Origin of the sequence: Corallococcus sp. CA054B, from assembly GCF_003611625.1 — a bacterium.
In the GTDB taxonomy this organism is placed as follows: domain Bacteria; phylum Myxococcota; class Myxococcia; order Myxococcales; family Myxococcaceae; genus Corallococcus; species Corallococcus coralloides.
This window is the reverse complement of the sequence record NZ_RAVY01000003.1, coordinates 100,451-113,233: the sequence shown is the minus strand read 5'-3', so window position 1 is coordinate 113,233 and position 12,783 is coordinate 100,451. Positions and strand designations below refer to the sequence as shown.

The window sequence follows — 12,783 nt, the reverse complement described above, 5'->3', positions numbered from 1 at the left end:
CATCTGTCGGAGGCCACGCACTTGGACATGAATCCCCGCCTCACCTCGGTCGTGTTTCGTCTCAACCGCGAAAAGCTGGACGCCCTGAAGGAGCTGTCGCGCACCACGCGCATCCGTCAGAGCGAGTACCTCCGGGAGGCCATCTCGGATCTGCTGGCGAAGTACGAAGCGCGCTTCGTGGACTGAAGCGCCACGTCAGCCCGGCGGCGCTCCCGTGAAGGGTGGCGCGTCGGGCAGACCGGGCGGGTGGAGGCGCTCGCCGGGCCCGAAAGGGTCCACCGCGGAAGGATAGCGGACCTCCCACAATACCAGCCCATGCGCCGGGGCCTTGAAGCCGGCCAGGGCGGTCCCCGAATCCAGCGCCGCGTGCCACTGCTCCTCGGACAGGAGCCCCGCGGCCACCTTCAGCGCGCTGCCCACCAGGTACCGCACCTGGTAGCGCGCGAAGCCGTCTCCTTCCAGCCGCGCCTCGAAGAGCCCTCCGCCCAGCTCCCGCAGGGTGGCGGACTGGAGCGTGCGCGGCTTCTGGGGACTGGAGCGCTCGTGGAACGCGGTGAAGTCCCGCGTGCCCACGGCGCGGGCGAGCAGCGCCTCCAGCTTCTCCGGCGTCACCCGGTGGCCTGCCTGGAGGGTTTCGTCCGCCGCCACGTCCAGCGCGTACGGCCTCCAGGTTTCCGGAGGCGGAGCGCCCAGCGTCAGGTGGTAGCGGTACTCCTTGCCGCTCGCGCTCCACTGGGCGTGGAACGCGCCCGGCGGCCGCTTCGCGATGCACAGCCCCACGTCCGGGGACAGGTGCGGCGCGAGCTTCGCGGGCAGCGACTCCAGGGGCACGTCCTCATTGAGGCGCAGGCTGATGACCTGCATCCGCGCGTGGACGCCCCGGTCGGTGCGCCCGGACGGCATCACCGTGGCCGGTGAGCCTGCCTGCTCCAGGGCGTTTTCGAGCGCGTCCTGGACCGTGGGACCTTCCACCTGGCGCTGGAAGCCGCGGAAGTTTCCACCGCGATACCAAGTCCACAGTACGGCGGGAATTCGTTTGGGCGAGGACCTGGCCACGGCGTTGCGGTGTCGGCGGGAGAAACACGATACTCCCGCGCGAATGCTGGCCGCTCAAGAACTCGCGATGGACAGTGATGGGCAGTGGCTTTTCCGACAGGGCGACCTGGTGCTGGGGCCCATCACCGCGTCCCAGGTGGTGGAGAAGCTCTACACGGGGGAACTGACCCCCGACAGCCCGGTGGCCCCGGCCGGTGAGCGGGAGTTCCGCAACCTCCGGGACACCGCCGCCTTCCAGGTGCACATCGCGCGCTTCGAGGCGCAGGGCCGCGTCGCCCAGACGATGCTCGTCGAGCAGGCCCGCAACCAGAAGCGGGTGAAGGTGCTGGCCGGCGTCGCCGCGGGCGTGGCGCTCCTCTTGGGCGTCACCGGCTGGTACCTGGCGCGCAACGCCGCCGTGTACGGCCTGTTCGGCGCGACGGAGGAGGGCGACGGCATCACCATGGACCCGCCCACCATCCGCCTGGCCCAGGCGCGCGGGGACGACGAGGACCTCTTCGCCTACCCGACCCATGATCCGCGCCGCCCGGATCGCCCCGCGGGGCAGGGCAGTGGTGGCACCAAGACAAGCGGAAGTGGCGCGGTGGCCACCGCCGCCGTCGCGGGCAGCCGGCCGCCGCCTCGCACGGGCAGCGTCTCCACGGATCCGGACGGCCTGGAGATGGCCCAGCAGTTCGACCAGGGCGCCATCAACCGCGTCGTCGCGGGCAACCAGTCCAAGCTCTTCCGCTGCTTCAAGGAAGAGGCCGAGCGCACGCCCGGCCTGGCCGCGAAGATCCCCATGGAGTTCGTCATCGGGAACGACGGGCGCGTGAACAAGCTCTGGGTGGACAACCCCCAGTTCAAGCAGGGCCCGCTCTACGAGTGCTTGTTCTCGGAGCTGAAGAAGTGGCCCTTCAAGGCCTACGACGGCGAGCGCGCGACCGTGGGGCTGTCGTTCAATATCGGCAAGCGAGGGTAGGGCGACTTTCTTGCCCACCCTGCGGACGTGCCCGATACAACAGGCATGTCCGCCTCTGTCGCCGAAGTCGAAATCGCCAAGAAGGCCATGAGCGTCCCCCCGGGGACGTTCCGCCACACCGTCCTGCTCGCCGCCAAGCGCTTCAAGTCCACCTGGGCGGAGCTGGGCAAGCTGCTCGTCCAGGTCCGGGACGAAGCGAAGTACGAGGAGTGGGGCCACGCCTCCTTCGAGGCCTACTGCCTCAAGGAGCTGCACATCAAGAAGCAGACGGCGCTCAAGCTCACGCGCTCGTTCAGCTTCCTGGCCAAGCACGAGCCCCCGGAGGAGCTCCAGCAGCACGAGTTCCCGGAGAAGGCCCCCGCCTTCGAGGTGGTGGAAGTCCTGGCCGACGCCGAGGAGCGGGGCCAGCTGTCCCCCACGGAATACAAGTCGCTGCGCGACAGCATCTGGAGCCCGGAGAAGTCCCCCACGGAGCTCAAGAAGGAGTTCGCCGAGCGCTTCCCCCGGCCCCCGCCGGAGCCGCCCCCGGAGAGCATCCAGGTGCGGAAACTGGCGCAGCTGGCGCGAAAGCTCGCCTCCGAGCTGGCGGGAAGCCGTCGAGTCCCCAACGCTGTCGCCGAGCGGGCGGCCTCCCTGGCGGACGATGTCGAAGAACTCGCGTCGAGCGTGACGGACGCCTGAGTCGCTGTTATCCAAGACCGACCCGTTGACCTGGGCTGAACGCTCCCAGGAAAGGGCGCTTCCACCGGGCTTCCTGCCCGACGGGGAGGGCCCTATAGTGGGTTCAGGGCCTGTAGCATGTGGGCCTGGAGCCGTCGTAAAGACGTGGGCGGCTTCGCGGGTGTTGGAGTGCGGTGGTCGGCGGAGAAGGTCCCGAACCGGGACCGGCGAACTCGGAGGCGGCAGTGAAGAAGGAGCACCACGTCAACCTGTCCTGCTCGTTCTGCGGCAAATCGCAGCGCGAGGTTCGGAAGCTCATCGCCGGACCCACGGTCTACATCTGCGACGAGTGCATCAAGCTGTGTAACGACATCATCGCGGACGAGAACGAACGCGAGGAGGGCAAGCCGCAGGTCAGCCTGCCCACGCCGCTGGAAATCAAGGCGTTCCTCGACGACTACGTCATCGGCCAGGACCAGGCGAAGAAGGTCCTCTCGGTCGCGGTGTACAACCACTACAAGCGCATCTATCAGAAGAAGCCGGCCGCCCGGCCGCGCCCCGGGGTGAAGGCCCCTGGCGGCGAGGACGTGGAGCTGCAGAAGAGCAACATCCTGCTCATCGGCCCCACGGGCTCCGGCAAGACGCTGCTCGCGCAGTCCCTGGCGCGCTTCCTCAACGTCCCCTTCACCATCGCGGACGCCACCAGCCTCACCGAGGCCGGCTACGTGGGTGAGGACGTCGAGAACATCATCCAGAACCTCCTCCACAACGCCGATTACGACGTGGAGAAGGCCGCGCGCGGCATCGTCTACATCGACGAGATCGACAAGATCGCGCGCAAGGGCGACATGCCCAGCGCCACCCGCGACGTGGGCGGCGAGGGCGTGCAGCAGGCCCTGCTGAAGATCATCGAAGGCACCCGCGCCAACGTCACCCCGCGCGGCGGCAAGAAGTACAACCAGCAGGAGTACGTCCAGGTCGACACGACCAACATCCTCTTCATCTGCGGCGGTGCCTTCCACGGCATCGACGGCGTGATCAAGCGCCGCGTGGGTGAGAAGGGCCTGGGCTTCGGCGCGAAGATCACCCACAAGGAAGAGCGCAGCGTGGGTGAGCTGCTGGCGATGACCGAGCCGGAAGACCTGATGAAGTTCGGAATGATTCCGGAGTTCATTGGCCGTCTGCCGATGATCGCGACGCTCAACGACCTGAAGGAGGATGACCTCGTCACCATCCTCACGATCCCGAAGAACGCCCTGGTGAAGCAGTACCAGAAGATGTTCGAGATCGAGAAGGTGAAGCTCACCTTCACCAAGGAAGCGCTGCGCGCCATCGCTCGCGAGGCGATGCGCCGTCACTCCGGAGCGCGCGGCCTGCGCGCCATCATGGAGGACGCCATGCTGGAGATCATGTACGACGTGCCGTTCCGCGAGGGCGTCAAGGAGTGCAAGATCACCGAGCAGGTGATCACCAAGCACGAGCCTCCGCAGATCGTCATGGAGAAGGAAAAGAAGACCGCCTGAGGTTTCCCTCGGCGGTCGTTGTTCCCACCCGGCGCCCCTCGCCTCACAGCAGGCAGGGGCGCCGTGGTGTTCCTGGCGCCTTTCAGCTCTGCGTGACGCGCACCGTGGTCTTCATCTCGCGGCCGGTGGCGGGGTCCTTCGCGCGCATGGTGAGGATGCCCTCCACGCTCACGTCGAAGATGATCTCCACGTTCACCGTGCCGGCCTTGGCGGGCATGATCCCGGAGAAGGTGAACTCGCCCAGCAGGTCATTGCGCGCCACCGTGTCGTGGTCGCCCTGGTAGATGCGCATGGCGAGCTCGGTCTGGTTGTCGATGCTCGTCGTGGCCAGCAGTTGCTTGGCGTTGGGGATGGACGCGTTGCGCGGGAAGACGACGTGGAAGCCGCCGTCGCCGCGCTCCAGGCCAATGGCCATGGGAATCACGTCCAACAGCTGGATGCGCAGGTTGGTGTTGTCCTCCAGCGAGTGCGCGTAGAGCGCCGCGCCAATGGCCACGGCCTCGTCCGGGTGCACGCCCTTGCTGGGCGGCTTGCCGAAGAACTTGGTGAGCCGGTCCTGCACGACGGGCATGCGCGTCTGGCCGCCCACCAGCATGACTTCGTCGATGTCCTTGGTGGACAGGCCCGAGTCCACCAGCACGCGCGCCACCATCTGCAGGGTGCGGTCCACCAGCTGGTTCGTCAGCTGCTCCAGCATCTTGCGCGTGAACTTCATCTCGATGTTCAGCGGCTGGCCCTGCGCCGTCATCGTGATGAAGGGGATGTTGAAGGGGACTTCCTCGCGCGCGGACAGGTCGATCTTCGTGCGCTCGGCCAGGTCCTTGATGCGCTGCATGGCCACCGGGTCCGTGGCCAGGTCGATGCCCGTCTTGGCCGCGAAGTCCTTGAGGACGTGGTGGATGATGGCGTTGTCGAAGTCGATGCCGCCCAGGAACACATCGCCGCCGGTGGCCTTCACCTCGAAGACGCGGTCGCGGATCTCGATGATGGAGACGTCGAAGGTGCCGCCGCCCAGGTCGTAGATGACGACCTTCTCCTTGAGCGTCTTGCCCACGCCGTAGGCGAGCGCCGCCGCGGTGGGCTCGTTGATGATGCGCACCACCTCCAGGTCAATCAGCTTCCCGGCGTCCTTCACCGACTGGCGCTGCCGGTCGTTGAAGTACGCGGGCACCGTCACCACCGCGCGCTTGATGGGCGTCTTCAGGTAGTTGGAGGCGACATCCCGGATCTTCCCCAGGATCTTGGCGCTGATCTCCTGGAGGGAGAATTCCTTCTTGCCGACGTCCAGGGTGACGTCGTTCTTGGCACCGGCGCGCATGTTGTACGCGACGGCCTTCTTCATCGTGCCGACGACTTCGCTGCTGTAGCTGACGCCGACCAGGCGCTTGGAGCCGTAGACGGTGTTGCGCGGGTTGAGCTGCCACTGGCGCTTCGCCTCGAAGCCGATGAGCTCGTTGCCCTTGTCGTCGATGGCGAAGATGGAGGGGATGGTGTACTCGCCGCCCTTGTAGGGGATGAGCTTGACGTTCCCGCTGTCCTCGACGATCGCCGCGCACGAGTTCGTCGTGCCGAGGTCGATGCCGATGATGGGCTCCTTGTGCATCGCGTGTGGGCTCCGGGTGAGGCGCTGCGGCGTGAAGGGGTGTGGCTTCCCGGGACCGTATCTCACCCATCCCGGGTGCGCGAATCACGAACCATCCGTCATCCGGCGGACGCCCTCAAACTTCCAGCGCGCCTGAACCTGCCACCCCCGGGCCGCCCGCCTGGCCGGGTGGGACACGGCCGGTACCCAAGCGCGCGACCCCGAACACACCGGCCCCCAGGGGAGGGCCCGTCGCTTTACATCCCCATGGCCGGGAACGAAGGTCGTCCCCGGGGGTTCACATGCGACGGCGAAGCGCCGTGGCTACATCCGAGAGACCACCCATCCACAGAGGGGAGCCGCCGTGGAAGCGAAGGGCTATCTGCAGGAGGTGGGCGCACAGGTCAGCGCCGACTTCGTCAAGAACCGGTCCATCCTGTCCTTCGAGGAGTACCTGTCGCTCTTCTTCACGGACCCGAAGGGGCAGTCGCGCAACGCGGCGCAGTACCTGCGGGATGTGATGGACCACTACGGCACGGAGCTGGTGCCGCACCCCACCGGCACCATCCGGCGCTTCAAGGTCTTCGACGTCCCGTCCGCCGAGCATGACGGCCGCGTCGCCGGGCAGGAGGAGGTGCAGAACGCCCTCTACCGCATCCTGGGCAACTTCGTGCGTGCGGGCCGCATCAACAAGCTCATCATGCTGCACGGCCCCAACGGCAGCGCGAAGTCCAGCCTGGTCAACGCGCTGAAGCAGGGCATGGAGGACTACTCCCGCCAGGCCCAGGGGGCCCTCTACCGCATCGCGTGGGTGTTCCCGTCGGAGAAGCTGATCAAGGGCTCCATCGGCTTCGGCGAGCGCGCGGGCGCGAAGTCCGCCGAGGACGACCTCACCACGTACGCCCACCTGGACGCGGAGGCGCTGGACCTGCGCATGCCCTGTGAGCTGCGGGACCATCCGCTGTTCGCGGTGCCTCCGGCGGAGCGCAAGGGCCTGCTGGAAGGGGCGCTCAAGAAGAAGGGCCTGGGCAACGGCGACGGGGCGACGGGGGACTTCCTGTTGTCCGACTACGTGCGCGAAGGCGAGCTGTGCGCCAAGTGCCGCCGCATCTACACGGCACTGCTCAACGCCTACGGCGGGGACTACCTCAAGGTCCTGCGCCACGTGCAGGTGGAGCGCTTCTACGTGTCGCGCCGCTACCAGGTGGGCACGGTGACGGTGGAGCCGCAGATGAGCGTGGACGCCGCCGCGCAGCAGATCAGCGCGGACCGCACCCAGCTCAACATGCCGGCCGCGCTGCACAGCACGGTGCTCTTCGAACCGCACGGCCCGCTGGTGCACGCCAACCGCGGCCTCATCGAGTACGCGGACCTGCTCAAGCGCCCGCTGGAGGCCTTCAAGTACCTGCTGGGCTTCAGTGAGACGGGCGAGGTGCCCCTGGAGCCCTTCGTGCTCCAGCTGGACGAGGTGCTCATCGCGTCCTCCAACGAGAAGCACCTGGGGGCCTTCAAGGAGCTGCCGGACTTCGCGTCGTTCAAGGGCCGCATCGAGCTGGTGCGCGTGCCGTACCTGCGCCGCTACAAGGTCGAGCAGGAGATCTACGACGCGCAGATCACCGCGACGTCCGTGGGCAAGCACGTGGCGCCGCACGCGACGGAGGTGGCCGCGATGTGGGCGGTGCTCACGCGCCTGAAGAAGCCCATCCCGGACCGCTACCCGGCCCACGTGAAGCCGCTGGTGGATCAGGTGGCCCCGGTGGAGAAGCTGCACCTGTACCAGGAGGCGGGAGTGCCCGCGCGGCTGTCCTCCGCGAACACCAAGGAGCTGCTCAAGCTGCGCGAGGAGATGTACGAGGAGTCCGACGCGTACCCCAACTACGAGGGGCGCTCCGGCGCGAGCGCGCGCGAAATCAAGACGGCCCTCTTCAACGCCGCGCAGAACCCCGACTACAAGTGCCTCCACGCGCTGGCGGTGCTGGAGGAGTTGCACGCGCTCTGCAAGGACAAGAGCGTCTACGAGTTCCTCCTCCAGGAGGTGATGGACGGCTACCACGACCACGAAACCTTCGTGCGCGTGGTGGAGGGCGAGTACCTGGACCGCGTGGATTCAGAGGTGCGCGACTCCATGGGCCTGGTGTCCGAAGGCCAGTACCGCGAGCTGGTGGAGCGCTACATCCAGAGCGTCAGCCACTGGGTGCGCGGGGAGAAGATGCGCAACCGCGTGACGGGGGAGATGGAGAAGCCGGACGAGGCGCGCATGGCGGAGGTGGAGGCCATCGTGATGCCGCAGGGCGAGGCCCCTGCGGACTTCCGCCGCGGGCTGATTGCCAGCATTGGCGCGCACCGGCTGGACAACCCGGATGGCGCCATGGACTACCCGCGCATCTTCCCGGACATGTTCAAGCGCCTGCGCGACCACTACTTCGAGGAGCGCAAGCGCGTGCTGCGCAAGAACAAGGAGAACGTCCTCAAGTACCTCTCCGAGGACCGCAACCAGCTCTCCGCGCGCGAGCAGGCGCAGGTGCAGGACACGCTCAAGACGATGGCGGAGCGCTACGGCTACTGCGAGTTCTGCGCGAAGGACGCCATCCTGTTCCTGATGCGTCAGCGCTACACCTGACGGGTGGGGGAGGGCAGGCATCCTGGAAGCCGATGCCTGCTCGTCTGCTTCCCAATCCGGGCCGAGGCTCGGGATGATGGGACTTCGCACCGAGTTTGCGCGTGTGTCGTCGTCTTTTCGTCCCGCCTCATCCTTGCGCCTGGAGAGTTGATGAACCGGTTGCTGTTGGGCACCCCCCTCCTGTGGGCCCTCGTGTCGTGCGCCAGTGCCCCGTCGCAGTCCTCCGAGGACACTCCGGTCGCGACGCACACGCAGGCTCCGCTCCGGGTGGAGCGGGCGCTGTCCCGGCCCGAGCCCACGCCGCAGCCCACGCGCAAGGCGATGGTGCGGCGCATCCTCCCGCTCAACGTGCGGCTGGTGACGACGGAGGACGGCAAGGTGCGCCGCTCGGCGTCGGGCGTCGTCATTGGCACGGAGGCCGGTGAGGCCGGGCCCGTCAGCTACGTGCTCACCAACGCGCACGCGGTGGAGCAGGGCGACCTGAAGGACCCCGTGCTCAAGGTCATGTTGGACCGGCGCGCGGAGACGCACGAGTACCTGGCGGAGGTGGTGGCCACGGGCCAGGTGCCGGACCTGGACCTGGCGCTCCTGCGCGTGACGGGCGTGACGTGGCCCGTGGCGGAGCTGGCCGCGGACGACGAGCCGGAGCCCGGCGAGGACGTGGTGGTGGCGGCGTCCCCGTACGGCCGCGCGCTGTCCATCTCCGGCGGCATGGTGTCCCAGGTGGAGTGGGACAAGGAGACGAAGCACCCGCGCATGCTGAAGACGGACGCGCCCATCGGCTACGGGGCCTCCGGCGGCGGCATCTTCAGCCTGGAGACGGGGCGGCTGTTGGCCATCGTGGAGGGCTACCGCACCGCGAAGGTGGACTTCGAGGTCGCCTCCCAGAACTTCAGCTTCGACGTGCCCATGCCCGGCGAGACGTTCGCCGCGCCCAGCGCCAAGGTGCGCGGCTTCCTCCAGGCGAAGGGCTTCGGCCGGCTCCTGGAGCGCTCCGCGGACCCGGAGGGTGCGGGGCCCCAGAAGACCGCGAGTCGTTGAGCCAACAGCCCCGGACCGAGAAATTGGTGCGGGCCTGATCCAGCGTTAGAGCTGCGGGCTCTTTCGCTGGAGGGTTCACGCGCATGTCCGCTCGGGGCAATTGGGATCAGTACTTCATGGACATCGCCCAGCAGGTGGCCACCCGCGCCACCTGCGACCGCAAGCACGTGGGCGCGGTGCTGGTGCGGGACAAGACCATCCTGTCCACCGGCTACAACGGCGCCATCCGCGGCCTGCCCCACTGCGATGAAGTGGGCCACATGATGGAGAACGGCCACTGCGTGGCCACCGTCCACGCGGAGGCCAACGCCATCATCCAGGCCGCGAAGAACGGCGTCGGAATCGACGGGGCGACCATCTACACGACCGCCAGCCCCTGCTGGCCGTGCTTCAAGCTGATCGCCAACAGCGGCTGCACCCGCATCGTCTTTGGCGAGTTCTACCGGGACCCGCGCATCTTCGAGTACGCGGCCCGGCTGGGCCTCCAGCTGGTGGGCCTGGGCGCCGCCGCGCAGCCGCCGTCGCCCGCAACCGGCACCTGAGGGCGGACGCGGTGTCCGGGGGTGGACACCCCCTGGACACGCTGATCGCGCAGGGCGGGGTTCCCGTTCGTTGAATGACACTTGCGAGTGGTCCTAAGTGGCTGTTCCGACACGGGAATTTTAGAACTCCGGCAAGAATTACCGACCCAGGGTTGACGATCCCAGGGGTGCTCCCTAAATCCTGGCCTCGGTAGGGCGGCGGCGGGGGTGGGGCGACGGAAATTCCTAGGAGTTCCAGGTGGTTAACTCATCTCTCATGGCCAGCAGTGTGCCTTCTGTCCAGGATGTGTCGGACCCGGTGGTGGGCGCGGCCCGCTACGACGCGGTTCCGCCCTTGATGGACAGCCTGCTGCACGACGTGCGCAACCCGCTCAACGCGCTGGCCATCCATCTCGAAGTTCTCTCCGAGAAGCTCAAGGGCGAGTCCGGCCAGGTGCCGGCCACGCAGGAGAAGAACCTCAAGGCGATGCGCGAGCAGATCGCCCGCGTGGACGGCCTGCTCAAGCTCTTCTCGGACTTCATCGTGTTTCGCGGGGCGGGCCCCTCCGGGGACGCGCCGCTGTCGGACGCCACCGGCAAGGCCCTGGACGTGCTGGGCCATGAGAGCCGCCGGCGCCGCCTCCAGGTCCAGCGCCTCATCGAGCCGGACGTGCAGGCCCACCTGGAGGACACCACCGAGCTGGGGTTCTTCCTGGTGCAGGTGCTGATGCGCGCCTTCCAGCGCGCGGAGTCCGGCGCCACCGTCGTCGTGTCGGTCCGCGCCGAGGGCGCGAACGCGGTGCTGGAGGTGTCGGACGGCTCCTCGGCGCCCGAGCGGGCGACGGACACCGTGGCCGCGCTGACGCTCCGCTCGGCCCAGCTGGGCCTCGAATTCTTCGTGGAGGCGGGGACGTGCCGCCTCGTGTTCCCGCGCGCCTGACCTTCCCCCCAGGCGCGGTCGGTTATCCATCCGGTTTCATCACGCTTCATCGCAGTGGAGGTTTTCACCTTGGGCAGCGCACGAATCCTGGCCGTGGATGACGAACGTGAGACCTGCGAGGCCCTGGCGGAGATGTTGTCCGCCTGGGGTCACAAGGTCGAAACGGCGTTCGACGGGCATGACGCCCTCCGCAAGGCCGGTGAGTTCCGGCCCGACGTCGTCCTGTCGGACCTCGCCATGCCGGAGACGGACGGCCTGTGGCTGTTGCGCAACCTGCGCGACGAGCTGCCGGATTGCCCGGTGGTGTTCCTCACCGGCCGCGGCACCATCGACACCGCCGTGGAGTCCATCCGCGAGGGCGCCTACGACTTCATCGTGAAGCCGCTGGACACCGCGCGGCTCAAGGTCTGCATCGACCGCGCGCTGGAGAAGAAGGAGACGATGCGCGAGGTGCAGACGCTCCGGCGCCGCCTCAAGCAGCTGGGCTCCACGGACCTCATCGCCGGCTCCACCGGGATGCGCAAGGTCATCGAGATGATCGAGAAGGTGGCCCCCTCCAAGGCCAGCGTCTCCATCAGCGGCGAGTCCGGCACGGGCAAGGAAGTGGTGGCCCGCACGGTGCACAACCTGTCCCTGCGCCGCGACAAGCCCTTCATCGCCATCAACTGCGCGTCCATCCCCGCGACGCTGATCGAGTCCGAGCTCTTCGGTCACGAGCGCGGCGCCTTCACCGGCGCGGATCAGCGCCGCCCGGGCGTGTTCGAGATGGCCCACGGCGGCACGCTGTTCCTGGACGAATTGGGTGAGATCCCCATCGACCTGCAGGCCAAGCTCTTGCGCGTGCTGGAGGAGGGCCGCCTGCGCCGGCTGGGTGGCAAGGTGGAGATCGAAGTGGACGTGCGCGTGCTGTCCGCCACGAACCGCGACCTGAAGCAGGAGATCAAGAACCAGCGCTTCCGCGAGGACCTCTACTTCCGCCTCAACGTGTTCCAGCTGCACCTGCCGCCCCTGCGCGAGCGCCGGGACGACGTGCCCATCCTGGTCCAGCACTTCGTGGACAAGTTCCGCGGGGACTCCGCCAAGCGCGTCTCCGGCGTGCACCCGGACGCGATGGAGGTCCTCAAGAACTACGACTGGCCGGGCAACATCCGCGAGCTGCGCAACGCCGTGGAGCGCGCCGTCATCCTCTGCGACGGGGAGCTGATCACCCGCGAGCACCTGCCACCTGACATGGCCGGCAAGTCCCCGGAGCGCCACACGTTCAAGCTGCCGTTCGGCCTGAGCCTGGACGCCGTGGAGCGCGAGTACATCCTGGGCAGCCTCCAGCGCAACGGGAACAACAAGGCCCGCACGGCGGAGGTCCTGGGCGTGAGCGAGAAGACGCTCTACAACAAGCTCAACCGCTACGCGGCGGAGAACCGGGCCCAGGGCACCCCGGGTGGCGGCAGCCCCCTGGGGGGACAGGGCAACGACGGCCCCTTGAGCGCCAGCAGCTTCCTGACCCGCTAATCCGCACCCTGGCCCCCGGCCCGGCGGCCCACGGCCGCTCGCCCCCTTGAGCGCCAGCAGCTTCCTGACCCGCTAATCCGCACCCTGGCCCCCGGCCCGGCGGCCCACGGCCGCTCGCCGCTGACCTGACGGGTAGGCAAGAAGGCCCGGATTCCGGGCCCTTGGCAGGGCTCCTGGAGAGCGCGCACGGGGCCTCCCCAGGCCGGTTTAAAGGGGCGGGGGAGGTCTCGAAAACCCCTGTCAATTCTTGACTTTTCCCCCCTGAACGGGGGATCCTCAGGGCCTCTCCCACCCGTTGGTGAGGGCCCGGCCGGGACGTTTCATTTCGGGCCACGTCCGCCCCCCATGGTGCGGTCGTCCGACGTGAGTC

Annotated in this window: 11 protein-coding genes; 9 read left to right on the top strand and 2 right to left on the bottom strand. The window is 67.9% G+C overall.

The genetic code is table 11. The annotated features are described in order from the left end of the window. Positions 1-21: 21 nt before the first annotated feature. Complete coding sequence (locus D7V80_RS01360) at positions 22-186, top strand: ribbon-helix-helix domain-containing protein (protein ID WP_014396701.1); 165 nt, start codon at positions 22-24, stop codon at positions 184-186. Between the two features lie 9 nt (positions 187-195). On the opposite strand, the gene D7V80_RS01355 is transcribed toward D7V80_RS01360, so the two are convergent. Beyond that, a complete protein-coding gene (locus D7V80_RS01355; RefSeq protein WP_120586446.1) occupies positions 196-1,056 on the bottom strand; it encodes a tRNA pseudouridine(38-40) synthase TruA in 861 nt (286 codons plus the stop codon). A gap of 43 nt (positions 1,057-1,099) precedes the next feature. Here D7V80_RS01355 and D7V80_RS01350 point away from each other — a divergent pair, with 43 nt between their 5' ends. The 3 genes from D7V80_RS01350 (at position 1,100) to clpX (ending at position 4,200) form a co-directional block, all read left to right on the top strand. Next, complete coding sequence (locus tag D7V80_RS01350) at positions 1,100-2,017, top strand: AgmX/PglI C-terminal domain-containing protein (protein ID WP_120586445.1); 918 nt, start codon at positions 1,100-1,102, stop codon at positions 2,015-2,017. A 27-nt stretch (positions 2,018-2,044) separates the two neighbouring features. Beyond that, positions 2,045-2,698: a hypothetical protein gene (locus tag D7V80_RS01345; RefSeq protein WP_014396704.1), complete on the top strand. Its 654-nt coding sequence runs from the start codon at positions 2,045-2,047 to the stop codon at positions 2,696-2,698. Between the two features lie 224 nt (positions 2,699-2,922). Continuing rightward, positions 2,923-4,200 carry an ATP-dependent Clp protease ATP-binding subunit ClpX gene (gene clpX / locus D7V80_RS01340; protein WP_014396705.1) on the top strand — a complete coding sequence of 426 codons (1,278 nt, stop codon included), beginning with the start codon at positions 2,923-2,925 and terminating at the stop codon, positions 4,198-4,200. A gap of 82 nt (positions 4,201-4,282) precedes the next feature. Here clpX and D7V80_RS01335 read toward each other — a convergent pair whose 3' ends face one another. Next, on the bottom strand, positions 4,283-5,803 hold the full coding sequence (locus D7V80_RS01335) for an Hsp70 family protein (RefSeq protein WP_120586444.1): 1,521 nt from the start codon (positions 5,801-5,803) through the stop codon (positions 4,283-4,285). A gap of 343 nt (positions 5,804-6,146) precedes the next feature. On the opposite strand from D7V80_RS01335, the gene D7V80_RS01330 reads away from it, so the two are divergent. From D7V80_RS01330 to nla6, 5 genes are all read left to right on the top strand, one after another. After that, a complete protein-coding gene (locus tag D7V80_RS01330) occupies positions 6,147-8,402 on the top strand; it encodes a PrkA family serine protein kinase (protein WP_120586443.1) in 2,256 nt (751 codons plus the stop codon). Between the two features lie 150 nt (positions 8,403-8,552). Then, complete coding sequence (locus tag D7V80_RS01325; protein WP_120586442.1) at positions 8,553-9,443, top strand: serine protease; 891 nt, start codon at positions 8,553-8,555, stop codon at positions 9,441-9,443. 83 nt (positions 9,444-9,526) lie between these two features. Continuing rightward, entirely contained in the window at positions 9,527-9,985 is a 459-nt protein-coding gene (locus tag D7V80_RS01320; protein WP_014396709.1) for a cytidine/deoxycytidylate deaminase family protein, read from the top strand. A gap of 256 nt (positions 9,986-10,241) precedes the next feature. Next, positions 10,242-10,904, top strand: a complete 663-nt coding sequence (locus D7V80_RS01315) for a histidine kinase dimerization/phospho-acceptor domain-containing protein (RefSeq protein ID WP_199738333.1) — start codon at positions 10,242-10,244, stop codon at positions 10,902-10,904. 69 nt (positions 10,905-10,973) lie between these two features. Then, positions 10,974-12,413: an enhancer binding protein Nla6 gene (nla6, locus tag D7V80_RS01310; protein ID WP_120586440.1), complete on the top strand. Its 1,440-nt coding sequence runs from the start codon at positions 10,974-10,976 to the stop codon at positions 12,411-12,413. The last annotated feature ends 370 nt before the right edge of the window (positions 12,414-12,783 follow it).